The 18,883-nt window shown below is 53.5% G+C and carries 18 protein-coding genes, 1 pseudogene and 1 riboswitch; of the genes and pseudogenes, 8 read left to right on the forward strand and 11 right to left on the reverse strand.

Annotation, left to right across the window (positions count from 1 at the left end):
• Nucleotides 1-36: 36 nt before the first annotated feature.
• The 4 genes from manY (at nt 37) to mntP (ending at nt 3,181) form a co-directional block, all read left to right on the forward strand.
• Nucleotides 37-837, forward strand: coding sequence for a PTS mannose transporter subunit IIC (manY, locus tag ACOTWU_RS08105; protein WP_003859914.1), 801 nt, complete (start codon nt 37-39; stop codon nt 835-837).
• Between the two features lie 12 nt (nt 838-849).
• The gene (locus ACOTWU_RS08110) at nt 850-1,701 is read left to right on the forward strand and encodes a PTS mannose transporter subunit IID (protein WP_006810994.1); all 852 of its coding nucleotides are present in this window, start codon (nt 850-852) and stop codon (nt 1,699-1,701) included.
• 54 nt (nt 1,702-1,755) lie between these two features.
• A complete protein-coding gene (locus tag ACOTWU_RS08115; RefSeq protein ID WP_015570303.1) occupies nt 1,756-2,214 on the forward strand; it encodes a DUF986 family protein in 459 nt (152 codons plus the stop codon).
• Between the two features lie 198 nt (nt 2,215-2,412).
• Nucleotides 2,413-2,613, forward strand: a riboswitch (yybP-ykoY riboswitch).
• A 1-nt stretch (nt 2,614) separates the two neighbouring features.
• Nucleotides 2,615-3,181, forward strand: coding sequence for a manganese efflux pump MntP (gene mntP / locus ACOTWU_RS08120; RefSeq protein ID WP_023296797.1), 567 nt, complete (start codon nt 2,615-2,617; stop codon nt 3,179-3,181).
• Here mntP and rlmA read toward each other — a convergent pair.
• From rlmA to mgrB, 6 genes and pseudogenes are all read right to left on the reverse strand, one after another.
• Nucleotides 3,178-3,993 (reverse strand): 23S rRNA (guanine(745)-N(1))-methyltransferase, encoded by an 816-nt coding sequence (gene rlmA, locus ACOTWU_RS08125; protein ID WP_017384329.1) that lies wholly within the window; start codon nt 3,991-3,993, stop codon nt 3,178-3,180. The two genes, mntP and rlmA, sit on opposite strands and share 4 nt — an antisense overlap.
• 38 nt (nt 3,994-4,031) lie before the next feature.
• Entirely contained in the window at nt 4,032-5,777 is a 1,746-nt protein-coding gene (gene ftsI, locus ACOTWU_RS08130) for a peptidoglycan glycosyltransferase FtsI (RefSeq protein WP_126498640.1), read from the reverse strand.
• Nucleotides 5,778-5,993: 216 nt separating this feature from the next.
• Complete coding sequence (gene cspE / locus ACOTWU_RS08135; protein WP_001062678.1) at nt 5,994-6,203, reverse strand: transcription antiterminator/RNA stability regulator CspE; 210 nt, start codon at nt 6,201-6,203, stop codon at nt 5,994-5,996.
• Nucleotides 6,204-6,215: 12 nt separating this feature from the next.
• Nucleotides 6,216-6,360, reverse strand: a pseudogene (locus ACOTWU_RS08140) (DUF2627 domain-containing protein).
• A gap of 669 nt (nt 6,361-7,029) precedes the next feature.
• Nucleotides 7,030-7,317 carry a YebO family protein gene (locus ACOTWU_RS08145; protein ID WP_017693259.1) on the reverse strand — a complete coding sequence of 96 codons (288 nt, stop codon included), beginning with the start codon at nt 7,315-7,317 and terminating at the stop codon, nt 7,030-7,032.
• Between the two features lie 74 nt (nt 7,318-7,391).
• A complete protein-coding gene (gene mgrB / locus ACOTWU_RS08150; RefSeq protein WP_003859906.1) occupies nt 7,392-7,535 on the reverse strand; it encodes a PhoP/PhoQ regulator MgrB in 144 nt (47 codons plus the stop codon).
• A gap of 160 nt (nt 7,536-7,695) precedes the next feature.
• Here mgrB and ACOTWU_RS08155 point away from each other — a divergent pair, with 160 nt between their 5' ends.
• Nucleotides 7,696-7,935, forward strand: a complete 240-nt coding sequence (locus ACOTWU_RS08155) for a YobH family protein (RefSeq protein ID WP_017384332.1) — start codon at nt 7,696-7,698, stop codon at nt 7,933-7,935.
• A 63-nt stretch (nt 7,936-7,998) separates the two neighbouring features.
• Here ACOTWU_RS08155 and kdgR read toward each other — a convergent pair whose 3' ends face one another.
• A complete protein-coding gene (gene kdgR, locus ACOTWU_RS08160) occupies nt 7,999-8,790 on the reverse strand; it encodes a DNA-binding transcriptional regulator KdgR (RefSeq protein ID WP_015570299.1) in 792 nt (263 codons plus the stop codon).
• Between the two features lie 178 nt (nt 8,791-8,968).
• On the opposite strand from kdgR, the gene ACOTWU_RS08165 reads away from it, so the two are divergent.
• Nucleotides 8,969-10,342, forward strand: a complete 1,374-nt coding sequence (locus tag ACOTWU_RS08165) for an MFS transporter (RefSeq protein WP_039270566.1) — start codon at nt 8,969-8,971, stop codon at nt 10,340-10,342.
• 51 nt (nt 10,343-10,393) lie between these two features.
• Here the strand turns inward: ACOTWU_RS08165 and htpX are convergent, their stop codons facing one another.
• The 4 genes from htpX to ACOTWU_RS08185 form a co-directional block, all read right to left on the reverse strand.
• Nucleotides 10,394-11,275, reverse strand: coding sequence for a protease HtpX (gene htpX / locus ACOTWU_RS08170; protein WP_045348666.1), 882 nt, complete (start codon nt 11,273-11,275; stop codon nt 10,394-10,396).
• A 193-nt stretch (nt 11,276-11,468) separates the two neighbouring features.
• Entirely contained in the window at nt 11,469-13,517 is a 2,049-nt protein-coding gene (gene prc / locus ACOTWU_RS08175) for a carboxy terminal-processing peptidase (protein WP_015570296.1), read from the reverse strand.
• A 19-nt stretch (nt 13,518-13,536) separates the two neighbouring features.
• Nucleotides 13,537-14,223, reverse strand: coding sequence for an RNA chaperone ProQ (gene proQ / locus ACOTWU_RS08180; protein WP_003859895.1), 687 nt, complete (start codon nt 14,221-14,223; stop codon nt 13,537-13,539).
• A 96-nt stretch (nt 14,224-14,319) separates the two neighbouring features.
• The gene (locus tag ACOTWU_RS08185) at nt 14,320-14,817 is read right to left on the reverse strand and encodes a GAF domain-containing protein (RefSeq protein ID WP_006811006.1); all 498 of its coding nucleotides are present in this window, start codon (nt 14,815-14,817) and stop codon (nt 14,320-14,322) included.
• Between the two features lie 132 nt (nt 14,818-14,949).
• Here ACOTWU_RS08185 and yebS point away from each other — a divergent pair, with 132 nt between their 5' ends.
• A complete protein-coding gene (yebS, locus tag ACOTWU_RS08190) occupies nt 14,950-16,233 on the forward strand; it encodes a membrane integrity lipid transport subunit YebS (RefSeq protein WP_020480541.1) in 1,284 nt (427 codons plus the stop codon).
• The gene (locus ACOTWU_RS08195) at nt 16,202-18,835 is read left to right on the forward strand and encodes a PqiB family protein (RefSeq protein ID WP_040117783.1); all 2,634 of its coding nucleotides are present in this window, start codon (nt 16,202-16,204) and stop codon (nt 18,833-18,835) included. The genes yebS and ACOTWU_RS08195 overlap by 32 nt, the downstream gene beginning before the upstream one ends.
• Nucleotides 18,836-18,883: the final 48 nt, after the last annotated feature.

Below are 18,883 nucleotides of genomic sequence, written 5' to 3' on the forward strand. Positions count from 1 at the left end.
TTTTTCATATAGAGCTTATGTAATAGGAGAAGTGCAATGGAGATTACTACTCTTCAGATTGTGCTGGTGTTCATCGTCGCATGTATTGCGGGTATGGAGTCCGTACTTGATGAATTTCAGTTCCACCGCCCTCTGGTGGCCTGTACGTTGATTGGCGCCGTTCTCGGTGACATGAAAACCGGTATCATCATCGGTGGTACTTTGGAAATGATCGCCCTCGGCTGGATGAACATCGGTGCGGCAGTTGCGCCAGATGCCGCGCTGGCGTCCATTATTTCAACCGTTCTGGTTATCGCTGGTCATCAGAGTATTGGTGCCGGTATCGCGCTGGCCATCCCGCTGGCCGCAGCGGGTCAGGTGCTGACCATTATCGTCCGTACTATTACCGTTGCCTTCCAGCACGCGGCGGATAAGGCGGCCGAAAACGGCAACCTCACCGCGCTCTCCTGGATCCACGTTTCTTCCCTGTTCCTGCAAGCGATGCGTATCGCAATCCCTGCGGTTATCGTGGCGATTTCTGTCGGTACCAGCGAAGTTCAGGGCATGCTGAATGCGATCCCTGAAGTGGTTACCAGCGGTCTGAATATCGCCGGGGGTATGATCGTGGTGGTCGGTTATGCGATGGTCATCAACATGATGCGCGCAGGCTACCTGATGCCATTCTTCTACCTTGGCTTCGTTACCGCTGCGTTCACCAACTTCAACCTGGTTGCGCTGGGTGTGATTGGTGCGGTGATGGCGATTCTTTATATCCAGCTCAGCCCGAAATACAACCGTGTCGCGGGTGCCCCTGCGCAGGCTGCTGGTAACAACGATCTCGATAACGAACTGGACTAACAGGTGAGCGAAATGGTTGATATGACAAAAACTACCACTGAGAAAAAACTCACTCCGGGTGATATTCGTGGCGTGTTCATCCGTTCTAACCTGTTTCAGGGTTCATGGAACTTCGAACGTATGCAGGCGCTCGGCTTCTGCTTCTCCATGGTGCCGGCCATCAAACGCCTGTATCCGGAAAACAACGAAGCACGCCGTCAGGCAATTAAGCGTCACCTGGAATTCTTCAACACCCATCCTTATGTTGCGGCGCCTGTTCTGGGCGTGACGCTGGCAATGGAAGAGCAGCGTGCGAACGGGGCTGAAATCGACGATGGTGCCATCAACGGTATCAAAGTTGGTCTGATGGGGCCGCTGGCAGGCGTGGGCGACCCGATCTTCTGGGGTACCGTGCGGCCGGTCTTTGCGGCGCTGGGCGCCGGGATCGCCATGAGCGGCAGCCTGCTCGGTCCTCTGCTGTTCTTCATCCTGTTCAACGCGGTGCGTCTGCTGACCCGTTACTACGGCGTGGCGTACGGTTATCGTAAAGGGGTGGATATCGTTAAGGATATGGGCGGCGGCTTCCTGCAAAAACTGACTGAGGGGGCGTCAATCCTCGGCCTGTTTGTAATGGGGGCGCTGGTTAACAAGTGGACGCACGTGAACATCCCGCTGGTGGTATCGACGATCACCGGTCAGGATGGTCAGACGCGCGTTACCACCGTGCAGACCATTCTGGACCAGCTGATGCCGGGCCTGGTACCGCTGCTGTTAACCTTCGCCTGTATGTGGCTGCTGCGTAAGAAAGTGAACCCGCTGTGGATCATCGTTGGCTTCTTCGTCATCGGTATCGCGGGCTACGCCGTCGGCTTGCTGGGTCTGTAATAAACTGCGTTACTGACCGGGGGCTTGCCCCCGGTCTTTTTATCTGGAGGATGAATGACTGTCACGGACACCGTACTGGTTTTGTTTATTGTTGCCCTTCTGGCTTACGCGATCTATGACGAGTTCATTATGCCTCGCCGCCACGGCGAGACGCTGCTGACCCTTCCCCTCTTACGCCGTGGACGCATTGATGCGTTTATCTTCGCCGGTCTGGTAGTCATCCTGATTTACAATAATGTGACCAGCCACGGCGCAATATTAACCACATGGTTATTATGTGCGCTGGCATTAATGGCGATTTACCTGTTCTGGATCCGCTCGCCAAAACTCATTTTTAAAAAACACGGATTCTTCTTCGCCAATGTCTGGATAGAATATAACCGTATTAAAGAGATGAATTTATCCGAAGACGGGGTTCTGGTGATGCAATTAGAACAACGCCGCCTGCTCATCCGGGTCAAAAATATTGATGACCTGGAAAAGATCTACAAATTACTCGTTAAAACTCAATGAGTTAATATTATAGCATCGGCTATATATTGCATTATTCTTAAACCAGCATTATAGCCGGTGCTATATCTCCTCTGTTAATTGCCTTATATTTGTTAACGATATTTTCACGCATAAATCTAAATGAAAATCGTTATCAACATAGTGGCTATATAAAGCCATCTTCGTTGTTGTTTTATATTCTCAAAATATGTTAAGGTTGCGCCCGTCGTTGGGGAGTAGCCGATTTCCTGCCTGCGGGAAATGTACGTGTCAACATACTCGTTGAAAAACGTGGCGCGTACGGATCGTTTTCAGCACACTTACTGTGCCAAAAGCGATCAGGCGAGACCATAGATACATCAACTGCTGTTTACTGGGGGCAGTGATGTGTCATATGGATATCCCCGGTCTGGACGCTCTTATGAATATCTCCGCTACGATCCTTCTGGCTTTTGGCATGTCCATGGACGCATTTGCCGCCTCTATTGGTAAAGGTGCCACCCTCCATAAACCTAAATTTTCCGACGCCCTGCGTACCGGTCTCATATTTGGTGCTATCGAAACGCTGACGCCGCTTATCGGCTGGGGTCTGGGGATGCTCGCCAGCCAGTTCGTGCTGGAGTGGAATCACTGGATTGCTTTCGTGCTGCTGGTGTTCCTCGGAGGACGCATGGTGATTGAAGGCTTTCGTGGTAACGGCGATGAAGATGATGCGCCGCTGCAACGCCACGGCTTCTGGCTTCTGGTGACAACCGCCATCGCAACCAGCCTGGATGCAATGGCCGTGGGTGTCGGTCTGGCGTTTTTGCAGGTCAATATTATCGCCACCGCGCTGGCGATTGGCTGCGCCACGCTGATCATGTCAACGCTGGGGATGATGGTGGGTCGGTTCATTGGCCCGCTGTTAGGCAAACGAGCCGAAATTCTGGGCGGTATCGTGTTGATCGGGATTGGTGCCCAAATCCTTTGGGCACACTTCGCGGGTTAACCTTCGCGCTGCCAGCAATGGATGCTGAAATCCGTCTGGCAGCGAAATTCTGTCTGCGCTGCCAGCGTTTCCCACACCTCTGGTTTTGCCCGCCATGCAAACGGCGTCATTTGCAGTAACGCCACGGCTTCACTTCCCTGCAACGTCATTTCATACGCTACCGACTGCGCCTGCTTTAACGCAAAGCCCGCCAGCTGTTCAGAGTGCGGCGCATGCAGGTGAACTTCATCATAGATCAGCCCTTTTAACTCCAGCAGATGACGCGGCCCTGGCGTGACGGTGATAACCCAGCCGCCGGGCTTAACGACGCGCGCCAGCTCCTCTGCCTTGCACGGCGCATAGATACGCACCACGGCGTCCATACTCGCTTCTTCAAACGGCAGGCGGTGGCTGGAGGCCACGCAGAACGTTACCGCTGAGTAGCGTTTTGCTGCCGCACGGATAGCCACTTTCGACACGTCCAGCCCGTAAGTTTCGGCGCCCTTCTCAGCCGCCACGTCAGCAAACGTGGCGGTGTAGTAACCTTCGCCGCAGCCGATATCCAGCATGGCGGATGCGCCTTCTGTCAGATATTGACGGAGTAAGGCGACAACGGCATCCCTGAGCGGTTGATAGTGCCCGGCATCGAGAAACGCCCGGCGCGCCTGCATCATCTCCGCGCTGTCACCCGGGTCCCGGGAGCGCTTGTGCTGTACCGGCAGAAGATTTACATAGCCCTCTTTCGCCCGGTCAAACTGATGTCCCTGTGGACAGATAAACGTTTTCTCCGCGCGCGTCAGCGGCGCGTGGCAAAGGGGACAACTGAAAGACATGACAGCTCCAGGCGTAAACCAAAAGGCGAAGTGTACCGCTATTCGCCAGGGTTATAAACGGCTGGGTGACGCATCACGATCAGATGGTCAGAATCTGCCGGCAGCCCGTCTGGCTTCACGTTTTCCAGGCGCAGGACGTTACCCATAATTTCGCTGAACACGGGCGCAGAAACGGCCCCGCCATAGTAGGCACCGTTTTGCGGATCGTTGATCACCACCACCAGCGCGAAACGGGGATCGCTGGCAGGCGCAACGCCTGCGGTATAGGCGACGTATTTATCCACATACTTACCATGTTCATCGATTTTTTTGGCCGTCCCGGTTTTTATCGCCACGCGATAGTTACGCACCGCCGCTTTGACCCCGCCACCGCCGGGTAACGCAACGCTCTCCATCATATGTTCCACCTCGTGAACAATTTCCTCGGGCATCACCCGCTTGCCAATCACCGGCGGGTCAATACGGGTGATGGACAGAGGCCGTTCAATGCCGTAGCTGCCGATGGTGGCATACACATGCGCCAGCTGGAGGGGGGTTACCATCAGGCCATACCCAAAGGCAAAGGTCGCCCGATCTAACTGACTCCAGAATTTTCGCTGCGGCAGTAAACCTGCGCTTTCTCCCGTTAAACCAAGCCCGGTACTCTCGCCAAAACCAAAGTTTTTATAGGTATCCAGTAACCGTTGCACGGGCATCGCCAGCGAAAGACGGGATACGCCTGTGTCGCTAGATTTTTGCAAAATCCCGGTCATCGTCAGCTCGGGGTAGTAGCCCACATCACGAATACGATGACCATCAATGGTGTAGGGATGCGTATCTATCACGCTGTCAGGCTGTACCAGCCCCTGCTGTAGCGCCGTCATCAGCACCAGAGGCTTAACGGTCGAGCCAGGTTCAAAGGTGTCGCTGATCGCGCGATTGCGAAAATCATCCAGCGTTGCCCCTTCCCGGTTGTTGGGGTTGAAGTCGGGGAAGCTCGCCATCGCCAGAATTTCGCCCGTTCGGATATTAATCAGCACCGACGCGCCTGACTCGGCTTTGTTCCACGCCACGGCATTATCCAGCGCGTCTTCGGTGATAGTTTGCAGGCGTTCATCGATACTAAGCTGGATATTATGTGCAGGTACGGGAGCCAGCTCCGTAAGGTTCTCCACCACATGTCCGTAGCGATCTTTCCTGACCAGCCGCACGCCTGCCTTCCCGGTAAGCTGCGTGTTAAAGCTTTTCTCGACGCCCTCAATGCCCTGACCATCAATATTGGTGAAGCCAATCAGGTTCGCCGCCACGTGCCCGGCAGGATAAAAGCGGCGGGACTCATCGCGAAGGTTGATACCGGGGAGACGCAGCTTATCGATCCACTTTGCCTGGGCGGGATCAACCTGACGGGCCAGGTAAATAAATCGCCCGTGCGGGTTACTGTTAATTCGCGATGCGAGCGTGCTCAGAGAAAGGTGTAAGGCATTTGCCAGGGCCTGCCAGCGCGAGTCATAACCGATCCCCCCTTTTTCCAGCACTGTTTTGGGATCGGCCCAGACGGCCTGGACAGGTACGCTCACCGCAAGGGGTCGCCCTTCACGGTCCACAATCATCCCACGCGGGGCGTCTATCGCCACTTCGCGCAGGGAGCGCATATCCTCCTGCTTCACCAGATTATCCGGTTTGATAATTTGCAGCCACGCCACGCGGCCCAGCAGAAACGCAAGGCTACAAAAGATAGCGAGACACAGAAGTGCAAAACGTGCCGGAGTAAAGTTTCCGGTGGTGGTTATTGTCTTTTTTTTCACCTTAACCCCAGGGCTGTTGATCAACGCCCTGATTTAACGGGAAAAGCAGATAATAAGGCGGGAAAACAATGCTAATAATCTCGCGGGTTTGCAACAAGATAATAACAGCGGAGGATTACGTAATATTTTGAAAAATAAGCGAATAAAAAAGCCCCGCATCGGCGAGGCTTATGTCTGAGATCGAAGCGCTGAGCGCTTCAGTCAGCAGTGATTCGATCAGATGGCAGTTACGTTAACCGCAGCTGGGCCTTTCTGGCCATCCTGAATTTCGAACTCAACGTTCTGGCCTTCAGCCAGAGTTTTGAAGCCGTTACCCTGGATTGCAGAGAAGTGTACGAACACGTCTTTGCTGCCGTCAGCAGGAGTAATGAAACCAAAACCTTTAGACTCGTTGAACCACTTAACTTGACCTTTAATCTTTGCCATTTGCAAAATTCCTTAGAGTGTTTTCTTAGCCCGCGGGCTTTGACATAGATAAAACTGAGACATTACTGCTTGAGGCACTAATATAAGGTTCGGCAGAGAAGCGGTATTCAACGACAACGTGTTTACTCAGGACTTCTTTACTGAAAATGCCACACATAAACAGAACTGTACCTCGTTTGACCCAAAACGTGTTATCACACACAACGTTTAATATGGCAAGCCATTTTTAAACGTGTCTCGATCCGCCGCACAAATTCAGACGTTACTCCATAACAATCTGCACAGTTATGCGAATTGTCAAATGAAGCGCCACCTGACCTCACTGCCCGCAGGGTGCGTTGACGCGCCCTGTAATCAAAGACTTTTTAAACATAGCTCAATCATTTCAAAGCGTCCATCCCAATCCCAGAATTTCTTTAAAGGAATGACTGAGTTAGAACATTTTGTGAAAAGTTATGCTGAAAACATTGCAACGCACCAACATGTGTCAGGGAATATACGATGTTAATTACATTTTGCTAACTGTATTAAAAACCACCATTTAATAAGTGTTATTCTGCACCAAAATAATGAAATTTTTATGACTCTGCCTCAAAACAAGGCAAGCAAAACGTTTCGATAAAAATAAAACACTTCAGGAAAGATAAAGCACACTATTTATTCAACGAAACTGAATTTGTTAAATAAGGATAAATATTCGCCAGTTTTCAGTGTGCTAAAACATGAGTTAACTGCTGCTTAATTAAATGCCGGGAAGTTGTGGGATGCATTTGATAAGGGAGGGGATTTACGCCGTACGTCAGGCCACCTCCCCGCTCCGGGCAGACTATCGTTCAGCTACCAGGCGAATGAAGTCTTCCTCGTCTTGTTGTTGAGCAACAGCGTCCTTCGGTACCGCTTTCTCCTCCGGCTCGTTGGCTTCGCACAAACGACGCAGCAGCGCAGTCTGCCGTTTCTGCTGATCGAGCAATGCTTCCAGCAGCTCAATCTGCTCGTTTGTGCGGGAGCTGGCGCGGTTAACGAAAAACCACAGCACCAGCCCAACGACCAGCACCACCAAAGACATTACCAGGGATGCAATGCTCAGCAGCCCCGAATTCAGTAACTCACCCATTTCACCACCTCAGTAAAAACCGCCATTTTACCACTGCCGCCGCGTAAGGACATCACTCAGCGTAAAAATGGTCTCTACCAGGGGATAAACTTATTGATTGAACAAATGCCGCTAAAGAACTGTACATCCTGATCGCACATCACATTGATAGTCTGCGTCCACAGCACCACGCATGCTATCAACACTATAATCAGAATTACCCAGCGTATTTTTTTCACTCCACACTCCGTCTTATGACCTGATACAGCCAGGTTATCACGGTTATCTTAAACAGGGGCTAACTGTACCTTCAACAGACGCTTTTCGGAATCGTGCACTTGTTTCACTGCGTAAAGCCGTTACGCTTACTCTATGACAACAAAGAAAAAAGAGGCAACGATGCGTTTACTTATTCGTACAGTAATTGTACTGGCCATTGTCTGGATCGGCCTGTTATTAAGTGGGTACGGCGTATTAATGGGGAGCAAAGAAAATGCCGCGGGTCTGGGTATCCAGTGTAAATATCTTACCGCCCAGGGGATAAGCACGGCTCAGTACATCCATTCCGACAGCGGGATCATCGGGTTAACCAACTGTCCTGTGCTGCGTAAATCATCTGTTGTGGTTGATAACGGTTAATCAGCGCTGAACTTCGCTTACAGAAACGCCGCAAAAGTGCGGCGTTTTTATTGGTGGCGTCGATCAGAACGGATAATCGTTATAGCCCATCTGCTCTGAAATTTTGCGCGCTGCGGTATGCAGAATCGCCACATATTCATGAAGACGCTCTTCAGAGAAACGCAGCGTTGGGAACGAAATGCTCAGGCCCGCAATGACAACGCCGAAGCGGTCAAACACCGGCACACCGATGCAACGCAACCCCTCTTCCTGCTCTTCGTTATCTTCCCCGTAACCCTGCTCACGCACTTTATCCAGCACGCTCAGCAGTTCTTCCGTACTGGTAATCGTGCGGTCGGTGCTGCGTTTGTACTCCACCCCGTCAAGGATTTGCTTCACCTCTTCGCGATCGCGCCAGGCCAGCAGTACTTTACCAATTGCGGTGCTGTACAGCGGGTTACGACGACCGATACGTGAATACATGCGCAGGTTGTACATAGAGTCAATTTTGTGGATGTAAACAATGCTGTCTTCATCCAGCGCACCGAGGTGAATTGTCTCTTTCGTCAGTCGTGAAAGTTCACGCATCTGAATGTCAGCGCTGCGGATCAGATCCACGTTCTGCAAGGCGCGGGCGCCCAGTTCAAACAGTTTCAGGGTCAGAGAATATTTTTCTGATTCTCCTTCCTGCGCGACATAACCCAATGATTTCATCGTCTGCAAAAAGCGATAAACGGTGCTTTTCGACATCATCACACGCTGCGACAACTCTGTAATACCAATTTCACGCTCTTCTCCGAGCGCCTGCAAGATACCAAACACCTTCAGCACGGAAGAAACAGAATCTGGCTGCTTATCCAAATCTGCGATTGCCATTTATCACCTCATGGAGAGTGTTTTATAAAAATCAGAACCGGTTTTTATTATAAATTCGTGTGATGCGTGCTGCAATCTATCTGGGTTTACTTCGTTACAAATCTGCGACATAAAACCGAAATAACGATGCTAAAATAGTTACTCTGAAAATAATTTCACGCTGAGTCATTCTTTCCCCATGCAAAAAAACGTTTCTGATGGCCTGCCCTTACCGCAGCGGTACGGGGCAATTGCCACTATTGTCATCGGTATTTCGATGGCTGTCCTTGACGGTGCGATTGCCAACGTGGCTCTTCCTACCATTGCCAAAGACCTTAATGCTTCGCCGGCAAGCTCCATCTGGATTGTGAACGCGTACCAGATAGCGATTGTGATTTCCCTTCTGTCACTCTCTTTCCTGGGCGATATGTTTGGTTATCGCCGGGTTTACCAGTGCGGGCTGGTGGTCTTTACCCTCACCTCGCTCTTCTGTGCCCTTTCAGATTCACTACACACCCTTACGCTGGCGCGTATCGCGCAGGGCTTTGGCGGCGCGGCGCTAATGAGCGTGAACACGGCCCTGATACGGCTTATTTATCCTCAACGCCACCTGGGGCGCGGCATGGGCATTAACTCCTTTATTGTGGCCGTGTCGTCCGCCGCCGGCCCAACGATTGCCGCCGCCATCCTGTCCGTTGCCTCGTGGCAGTGGTTGTTTGCCATTAACGTGCCGCTGGGCATTGTGGCGATCTTCTTCGCCCTGCGCTATCTTCCGGAAAATGGTCCGAAAAGTACCATGCCACGTTTCGATCTGCCCAGCGCCGTGATGAACGCGCTGACTTTTGGCCTGCTAATTACGGCGCTGAGCGGATTTGCGCAGGGACAGTCTCTGTCGCTCATTGCCGCAGAAATCGTTGCCATGCTTATCATCGGCTTTTTCTTTGTACGACGTCAGCTGGCGCTGCCCGTGCCGTTACTGCCGGTGGATTTGCTGCGTATTCCGCTGTTTTCGCTATCCATTTGTACCTCCATTTGCTCGTTCTGCGCCCAGATGCTGGCGCTGGTTGCGCTGCCGTTCTTTTTGCAGAGCGTGATTGGCCGTTCAGAAGTGGAGACAGGCTTGCTGCTCACGCCCTGGCCGCTGGCAACCATGGTGATGGCCCCGCTGGCCGGTTACCTTATTGAGCGCGTCCATGCCGGGCTTCTGGGGGCGATTGGGCTGGTTGTCATGGCGGTGGGACTGTTTTCGCTGGCGCTCCTGCCCGCCTCGCCGGGGGATCTGGATATTATCTGGCGCATGATCCTGTGCGGGGCCGGTTTTGGTCTGTTCCAGTCCCCTAATAACCACACGATTATCACCTCTGCCCCTCGTCATCGCAGCGGTGGCGCCAGCGGGATGCTGGGCACGGCAAGACTGTTAGGGCAAAGCACCGGGGCCGCACTGGTGGCGTTGATGTTTAACCTTGCCGGGCAGAATGCGACACACGTTGCGCTGATTACCGCAGGGACCCTGGCGACCCTCGCGGCTGTCATTAGCGGCCTTCGCGTCACCCAGCCAAAGGCGCAGGCATAAAAAAACCGGGCGGAGAATGGCTCCAGCCCGGTTCTTTTCAACCCGATTACGTTACTTCAGGTATTCGCCGCTACGCAGCGCTTCAATACGTTTATCCAGCGGCGGGTGAGACATAAACAGCTCGCTCAGCGACTTTGATTTGCCGTTGATGCAGAAGGCCATCATGCTGTTTGCTTCCTGCGGCTCGTAGCTGGTTTTCAGTCGTTGCAGCGCAGCAATCATCTTTTCACGACCCACCAGTTTCGCGGAACCGGCATCCGCGTGGAACTCACGATGACGGGAGAACCACATGGTAATGATGCTTGCCAGGATACCGAACACCAGCTCCAGCACCATTGAAACAGCAAAATAGATCAGCGGGTTGCCGTTGCTCTCTTCACCCTCATCACGGTTGCCACCCATAAACCCGGCAGCAATCTGTGCCAGAATACGAGAAATAAAGATAACGAAGGTGTTCACCACACCCTGGATCAGGGTCATGGTGACCATATCGCCATTGGCGATATGGCTGATCTCGTGAGCAATAACCGCTTCCGCTTCGTCACGACTCATGTTTTGCAGCAGACCGGTACTGACGGCCACCAGGGACGCGTCACGACGCGCACCGGTAGCAAACGCGTTAATATCCGGCGCGTGGTAGATGGCTACCTGCGGCATGGCAATGCCCGCCTGCCTTGACTGCTGAGCAACCGTGCTCATCAGCCACTGCTCCATATCGTTACGCGGTTGCTCAATAACTTCACCGCCCACAGATTTCAATGCCATCCACTTCGACATCAGCAGTGAAATGAAAGAGCCACCGAAACCAAACAGCAGCGCCATAATCAACAGACCCTGAACGCTGCTCGACTGAATTCCCGTCAGGCTTAGCACCAGCCCGAATACCACCATCACCGCCAGGTTGGTGAGCAGGAAGAGCGCGATTCGCATCATAATATTCTTTTAACCTCAGTTTAACAAAACGCACTATGCGATTACCCACATCGTATGGGTATTACGGCTATTTTCAAGCATCCAGACGGCGTAAGTCACCAGAAAGACACAACTTTACACAATTGGAAATCCGCCTGACGGAAGGAGGAGGTACATAAAGAAACAGGCACAATTTCTTGTGCCTGTTGGGGGATTATTTTGTCGGAGCAGGTTGCAGAGCGGGTTTCTCTTTTTCCAGCTTCGCGAGATCAAGCGCGATATGCACCGTCTCGTCCAGATACGGATCGGGCTCCTGGTAATCCTTAGGCAGATCGTCCAGTTTTTTGAGCAGAGGCTTGCCTTCACGTTTGAAGCGATCGTTGATACGCGCCAGACGTGTCGCGTCATCTTCATTGTTCTCTTTCTCACGCTGGGCATAGTTCAGAGACACAATGTTCCGTTTCGCTTTCAAAGCGTTGAAACGCGCGATGTCCTTCATGATGTACTGGAATTCCGGATCCTTCCCGATGCGATCGTTGTGATTTTTCAGCAGTTCCGGTCCGAACTGTTTCATATCACCCGATTTCACGAATGTCGCGGCATCAATGCTATCCCACGGCAGCGCGTTATCTTCAAACTTCTCGCCCGTTTCCGTCTCTTCGGTACCTGTCGGCATCATGATATCCGGCGTCACGCCTTTGCGCTGCGTACTGCCGCCGTTGACGCGGTAAAACTTCTGAATAGTGTACTGTACTGAGCCCAGCGCAGGCCACTCAGGGCGCAGCATCTGGTCGTAAATACGGTTCAGAGAGCGGTACTGCTGAACGGTGCCCTTGCCAAACGTCGGTTCGCCGACGATTAATGCCCGGCCGTAATCCTGCATGGCAGCAGCGAAGATTTCCGATGCAGAGGCGCTGAAGCGATCGACCAGCACCACCAGCGGCCCCTTATAGTAGACCACACCATCGGTATCGGCATCTTCACGCACTTTACCGTTGTTATCGCGCACCTGTACCACCGGGCCAGACGGGATAAACAGCCCGGAAAGCGAGACGGCCTCGGTCAATGCCCCGCCGCCGTTGCTGCGCAGGTCAATGATCACGCTGCTGACATTCTGCTTTTCAAGCTTCTGGAGCTGCACTTTCACATCATCGGTCAGGCCGACGTAGAAACCAGGGATATCCAGAACGCCAACCTTCTCTTTACCCACGGTTTTCACCGACATTTTCACCGCGCGATCTTCCAGACGGATACGCTCACGGGTCAGAGTAACGATACGGGTTTTGGTCCCCTTACCGGCTGGCAAGATCTCCAGGCGAACTTTGCTGCCCTTCGGCCCTTTGATCAGCGCAACAACGTCATCAAGACGCCAGCCAATCACGTCCACCATGCTCTTTCCGGTTTGACCCACACCGACAATACGGTCGCCTACGCTGATCGCTTTGCTTTTCGACGCAGGGCCACCGGCCACCATGGAGTTGATTACGGTGTAGTCATCGTCCATCTGAAGCACAGCACCGATACCTTCCAGAGACAGGCTCATTTCGGTATTGAACTGTTCGGTGTTACGTGGAGAGAGATAATTAGTGTGCGGATCAATTTCATGCGCAAACGCGGTCATCGCCAGCGAGAAAACATCTTCACTGTTGGTCTGCGCCAGACGACGAATAGCGAATTTGTATCGACGATTTAACGTCTCACGGATCTCTTTCTCGTCTTTGCCTGTAAGCTTGAGGCTCAGTTCGTCATATTTGACTTTTCCGTCCCACAGCGCATTCAGTTCAGCCTCGTCTTTCGGCCATGGCGCTTTGCTGCGGTCCAGATTAAAGGTGTCGTTGCCGGTGAAGTCCATCGGACGTTCCAGCACTTTCAGCGCGTATTGATAACGCTCAAAACGGCGCTTTTGCGATAAGTTGTACAGATCGTAGAACAGATCGAGCTTTCCGGAGCGCAGCTCATCACCCACTTCGGATTTGCGTTTAGCGAACTGTTCGACATCGCTGGCCAGCAGTACGTTATGGCTGTAATCCAGCAAGTTCAGATAACGGTCAAAGATTTTGGCCGAAAAGGCCTGATCGAGATCGAACTGACGATAGTGCGAACGAGTAAAGCGCGACGTCACGCGCTCACTCACCGTCGCGTGCTGAGTCTCTTCCTTGAGAACCGGAATTTGATCAACACGCGTAATATCGTCCACAGCGAAAGCATGGCCTGTTATAGCAAACAGGCCAGCCAGCGCGGTGAGCTTAAAAAAAGTGTTCATGCCAGGCTCGGCCTCCGTTTCAGAACAACAAGTGTTCTGCGCGTACAATCATTGACATACCAGAAGTCAGCTGTACACGAACGCCATCTTTGGTGATTTCCAGTACGGTGGCGTCCATCGCGTTGTTACCCGCTTTCACCTTCAGAGACTGACCTACGCTCAGCGCATTGATGTCAGAAACTGGGGTGTGGCGCGGCTCTTCGCGCGGCGCACGTGGGGCTTTAGCTGCGGGTTTGTCAGCACGCGGTTTGCGATCGTTATTTTCAGTACGACGCGGTGCCGGGCGCGGTTTACGCTCGCGACGAGGGGCGTCTTCCTGACCGTTTGCCGCTGCGGCTTCGCGTTTTTTCGCCTGCTGTTCCGCACGCTGTGCCTGCACGCGAGCTTTGGCTTCTTCAAGCTGCTTACGCGCATGTTCTACGTGCTGCTCGTCCAGCTCACCGCACGGGTTGCCGTCAAGGTCGACACGGGTCGCACCCGGCTTGATACCGTACAGGTAACGCCAGCTCGAGGTATAAAGGCGCAAGGCAGAACGAAGCTGCGTTTTGCTGAGGTTCATCTCCCCCTCAACGCGCGCGACCAGATCCTGAAAGATACCGACTTTCAGAGGACGCGCTTCACCTTCAGCGCTGAAGCACTGCGGGAAACGCTCGGCCAGAAATGCGATAACTTCTTTACTGCTATTCAACTTAGGTTGATTTTCCATGAAATTTCCTGATTACAACGGACGTTGCCAACAAGCGCAGGCATGAACAGGCGACATTATAATGACGCTATCAGTAAATGCTACGTTATCCGTTGATTATCCTGCGACGCTCGCAAAGAATTTATGATAATCGGTCTCTGCCAGAACATTTTCCAAGTTTGCGGCCAGCGCGCGCAGCCCCTGCTCATCCTCGGCAGTAAAGCGGCTGAAGACCGTGCTGTCGATATCCAGAACGCCAATAATCTGATTTTTAACCACCAGCGGCAGTACGATTTCAGAATTGCTGCTGGCATCGCAGGCAATGTGGCCGTCAAACGCATGAACATCTTCGACACGCTGAACCTGACGGGTCGCCACTGCGGTACCGCACACGCCACGACCTACCGGGATGCGTACGCAGGCGAGTTTACCCTGGAAAGGCCCCAGCACCAGCGTGTCACCTTCCAGCAGATAAAAGCCCGCCCAGTTCACGTCAGAAAGGCGTTCGAACAGTAACGCACTGGTATTTGCCAGAGTGGCTAAGAAACTGGTTTCCCCTGCCATTAATGCCTTAAAATCGCGATTCAGATCCGCGTAGAATTCTGTTTTGTTCATTATTCAATCACTTAGTTATCTTACATAGTTACCGCATAGCCTATTAAAATAAGCATTAAATGCGCTCATGCTCAAGATGAATCCGTTCATGAGTTATTATAACTTTCAACAATACTAATCTGTGTGCGACTGATGGCCCTAAAAACACCCCAAATTACGCCGACACGAAAGATCGTTGTCCGTACGGTAAGCCAGGCTCTGCCCCGTGCACATTATCAGCGTTGTCCCCAGTGCGATACGCTTTTTATGTTGCCGAAGATGAAATCGCACCAAAGTGCTTTTTGTCCATGCTGCGATGCCAAAATCCGCGATGGCCGGGACTGGTCATTGACGCGTCTGGCGGCAATGGCGGTCACCATGCTGCTGCTGATGCCCTTCGCCTGGACCGAGCCGCTGTTAAAGCTCTACCTGCTTGGCGTGCGTATTGACGCTAACGTGTTGCAGGGGATCTGGCAGATGACGCGCCAGGGCGATCCGCTTACGGCCGCCATGGTGCTGTTCTGCGTCGTCGGCGCGCCGTTGGTGCTGGTCGCGGCAATTGCCTACCTGTGGTTTGGCAACATTCTGGGGATGAACCTGCGCCCTGTCCTGCTCATGCTGGAAAAGCTCAAGGAGTGGGTGATGCTGGACATCTATCTGGTAGGCATTGGCGTGGCCTCCATCAAGGTGCAGGATTATGCGTTTTTACAACCCGGCATCGGCCTTTTCGCGTTTATTTCACTGGTCCTGCTGAGTATTTTGACCCTGATTCATCTCAATGTTGAACAGCTTTGGGAGCGATTTTACCCGCAGCGCCCCGCGACCCGGCCTGATGAAAACCTGCGCGTCTGCCTGGGCTGCCATTACACCGGTTTTCCGGATAAACGCGGGAGGTGCCCACGCTGCCACATTCCGTTAAGATTGCGACGCAACAACAGCCTGCAAAAGTGCTGGGCGGCGCTAATCGCCTCCCTGGTATTTTTGTTCCCGGCCAACATGCTGCCGATCTCCGTAATTTATGTGAACGGCGCCCGTCAGGAAGATACTATCCTTTCGGGGATTATCTCTCTGGCGCACAGTAACGTGGGGGTCGCCGCCATTGTTTTCATCGCCAGTATTCTGGTGCCCTTTACCAAAGTGGTGGTGATGTTTACGCTGCTTATCAGCATTCACTTTAAATGCGAACAAGGACTACGCACCCGCATCCTGCTTCTGCGATTTGTGACCTGGATTGGTCGCTGGTCGATGTTGGATCTGTTCGTGATTTCGCTGATGATGTCGCTCATCAATCGCGATCAGTTACTTGCTTTTACCATGGGACCCGCAGCTTTTTATTTCGGCTCTGCGGTGATATTGACTATTCTTGCAGTGGAATGGCTGGACAGCCGCTTACTTTGGGACGCACATGAGTCAGGAAACGCCCGCTTCGCCGACTGAAGCGAGAATTAAAACAAAACGCCGCATTTCGCCATTCTGGTTGCTGCCTGTTATCGCGCTGATGATCGCAGGCTGGCTTATCTGGACGAGCTATGAAGATCGCGGAAGTACCATCACGATTGATTTCCAGTCTGCGGACGGCATTGTCGCCGGACGTACCCCCGTTCGCTTCCAGGGGGTGGAAGTGGGTACCGTGCAGGATATTTCCCTTGGCAAAGGGCTGAACAAAATCCAGGTCCGGGCGAGCATTAAGTCTGATATGCAGGATGCCCTGCGTGCCGAAACGCAGTTCTGGCTGGTCACGCCTAAAGCCTCCCTGGCCGGCGTTTCCGGGCTGGATGCGCTTGTGGGCGGTAACTATATCGGCATGATGCCCGGCAAAGGTGAGCCACAGGATCACTTTGTTGCGCTGGATACCCAGCCGAAATATCGGCTGAATAACGGCGATTTGATGATCCATCTCCGCGCGCCGGATTTGGGCTCGCTGAACAGTGGTTCTCTGGTCTATTTCCGCAAAATTCCGGTAGGCCGCGTTTACGACTACGCCATTAACCCGAACAAAGATGGCGTGACCATTGATGTACTCATCGAGCGCCGTTTTACCAACCTGGTGAAAAAAGGCAGCCGCTTCTGGAACGTCTCAGGCGTCGATGCTGACCTGAGCTTAAGCGGTGCGAAAGTGAAGCTTGAGAGCCTGGCGGCGCTGGTGAATGGCGCTATCGCCTTCGACTCACCTGCTAACTCCAGCCCTGCCGCCGCAGAAGATACCTTTGGCCTGTACGCCGACCTGGCGCACAGCCAGCGCGGTGTCATCGTCAAGCTGACCCTGCCGGATGCCAAAGGCCTGAAAGCCGGTTCGACCCCGCTGATGTACCAGGGTTTAGAGGTCGGGCAACTGACAAAATTAACCCTCAATGCGGGCGGTTCCGTTACCGGCGAAATGACGGTGGATCCGAGTGTGGTGGATCTCCTGCGGGAAAAAACGCGCATTGAACTGCGTAATCCGAAGCTCTCCCTCAGCGACGCCAGCATCAGTTCTCTGCTGACGGGAAGCACCTTTGAGCTGATCCCTGGCGAAGGTGCGCCGAACAAAAACTTTGTTATCGCGCCGGCGGATAAAGCCCTGCTGCAAAAACCGGGCGTGTTGACGGTTACGCTGAATGCGCCGGAAAGCTACGGTATTGAAGCCGGGCAACCGCTGATCCTGCACGGTGTGCAGGTGGGCCAGGTCCTCGAACGTAAGCTGTCGGAAAAAGGGGTCTCCTTCTCCGCCGCCATCGATCCGCAGTACGGCAACCTGGTCCACGGCGACAGTAAATTTGTGGTTAACAGTCGGGTCGACGTGAAGGTGGGTCTGGACGGGGTTGAGTTCCTCGGCGCCAGCGCCAGTGAGTGGGTTAACGGCGGGATCCGCATTCTGCCGGGCAGCAAAGGTGCGCTGCGCGAAAGCTATCCGCTGTTCGCCAATCTGGACAAAGCCATTGAAAATAGCCTTGGCGACCTGCCAACCACCACGCTGACCTTAAGCGCTGAAACGCTGCCGGATGTCCAGGCAGGCTCCGTCGTGCTTTACCGTAAGTTTGAGGTGGGGGAAGTGATCACCGTTCGTCCTCGTGCGGACGCGTTTGATATCGAACTGCATATCAAGCCGGAGTACCGCAAGCTGCTCACGCCAAACAGCGTGTTCTGGGCTGAGGGTGGCGCGAAAGTGCAACTCAACGGCAGCGGGCTGACCGTACAGGCATCGCCTCTCTCCCGTGCCCTGCGCGGTGCGATCAGCTTCGATAACCTGAGCGGCGCGGGCGGCAACATTCGTAAAGGTGACAAGCGGATCCTCTTCCCGTCCGAAACCGCGGCGCGCGCGGTCGGGGGGCAAATTACCCTGCACACCTTTGATGCCGGTAAACTGGCTGAAGGCATGCCCATCCGCTATCTCGGCATTGATATCGGGCAGGTCCAGAAGCTGACGCTGATCACCGCACGCAACGAAGTGCAGGCGACCGCCGTGCTTTATCCGGAATATGTGCAGACGTTTGCCCGGGCAGGCTCGCGCTTCTCGGTGGTTACGCCGCAAATTTCTGCCGCAGGGGTTGAGCATCTCGACACCATACTTCAGCCGTACATTAACGTTGAACCGGGTCGCGGCAACGCGCGTCGTGAATTTGAGTTGCAGGAGGCCACCATCACCGACTCCCGTTATCTGGACGGTCTGAGCATTGTGGTTGAAGTGCCGGAAGCCGGTTCGCTGGGCATCGGTACGCCGGTCCTGTTCCGCGGCATTGAAGTAGGGACAGTAACAAGCCTGACGCTGGGTAATCTGTCCGATCGCGTGATGGTCGGCCTGCGCATCAGCCAGCGTTATCAGCATCTGGTGCGCAACAACTCGGTGTTCTGGCTCGCTTCAGGCTACTCGCTGGACTTCGGCCTGACCGGTGGCGTGGTCAAAACGGGGACCTTTAATCAGTTCATTCGCGGCGGCATTGCCTTCGCGACGCCGCCTGGCACGCCTCTGGCGCCTAAGGCGCAGGCAGGTAAACACTTCCTGCTGCTGGAAAGTGAACCGAAAGAGTGGCGCGAATGGGGAACGGCGCTGCCACGTTAATCTCGCAGGCTCCGGTGTCAACGCGCCGGAGCCTTTATGTTACACTGC

It is taken from the genome of Enterobacter cloacae complex sp. GYL001, assembly GCF_049237125.1.
In the GTDB taxonomy this organism is placed as follows: domain Bacteria; phylum Pseudomonadota; class Gammaproteobacteria; order Enterobacterales; family Enterobacteriaceae; genus Enterobacter; species Enterobacter hormaechei_C.

Bases quoted from the DNA above. Each gene is read 5' to 3' on its own strand.
- yebS (WP_020480541.1), top strand. From the start codon at position 14,950: ATGGCCCTAAAAACACCCCAAATTACGCCGACACGAAAGATCGTTGTC.
- ACOTWU_RS08115 (WP_015570303.1), top strand. From the start codon at position 1,756: ATGACTGTCACGGACACCGTACTGGTTTTGTTTATTGTTGCCCTTCTG.
- ACOTWU_RS08165 (WP_039270566.1), top strand. From the start codon at position 8,969: ATGCAAAAAAACGTTTCTGATGGCCTGCCCTTACCGCAGCGGTACGGG.
- ACOTWU_RS08195 (WP_040117783.1), top strand. From the start codon at position 16,202: ATGAGTCAGGAAACGCCCGCTTCGCCGACTGAAGCGAGAATTAAAACA.
- htpX (WP_045348666.1), bottom strand. From the start codon at position 11,275: ATGATGCGAATCGCGCTCTTCCTGCTCACCAACCTGGCGGTGATGGTG.
- kdgR (WP_015570299.1), bottom strand. From the start codon at position 8,790: ATGGCAATCGCAGATTTGGATAAGCAGCCAGATTCTGTTTCTTCCGTG.
- proQ (WP_003859895.1), bottom strand. From the start codon at position 14,223: ATGGAAAATCAACCTAAGTTGAATAGCAGTAAAGAAGTTATCGCATTT.
- mntP (WP_023296797.1), top strand. From the start codon at position 2,615: ATGAATATCTCCGCTACGATCCTTCTGGCTTTTGGCATGTCCATGGAC.
- prc (WP_015570296.1), bottom strand. From the start codon at position 13,517: ATGAACACTTTTTTTAAGCTCACCGCGCTGGCTGGCCTGTTTGCTATA.
- cspE (WP_001062678.1), bottom strand. From the start codon at position 6,203: ATGGCAAAGATTAAAGGTCAAGTTAAGTGGTTCAACGAGTCTAAAGGT.
- ACOTWU_RS08155 (WP_017384332.1), top strand. From the start codon at position 7,696: ATGCGTTTACTTATTCGTACAGTAATTGTACTGGCCATTGTCTGGATC.
- ACOTWU_RS08185 (WP_006811006.1), bottom strand. From the start codon at position 14,817: ATGAACAAAACAGAATTCTACGCGGATCTGAATCGCGATTTTAAGGCA.
- ACOTWU_RS08110 (WP_006810994.1), top strand. From the start codon at position 850: ATGGTTGATATGACAAAAACTACCACTGAGAAAAAACTCACTCCGGGT.
- rlmA (WP_017384329.1), bottom strand. From the start codon at position 3,993: ATGTCTTTCAGTTGTCCCCTTTGCCACGCGCCGCTGACGCGCGCGGAG.
- ACOTWU_RS08145 (WP_017693259.1), bottom strand. From the start codon at position 7,317: ATGGGTGAGTTACTGAATTCGGGGCTGCTGAGCATTGCATCCCTGGTA.
- manY (WP_003859914.1), top strand. From the start codon at position 37: ATGGAGATTACTACTCTTCAGATTGTGCTGGTGTTCATCGTCGCATGT.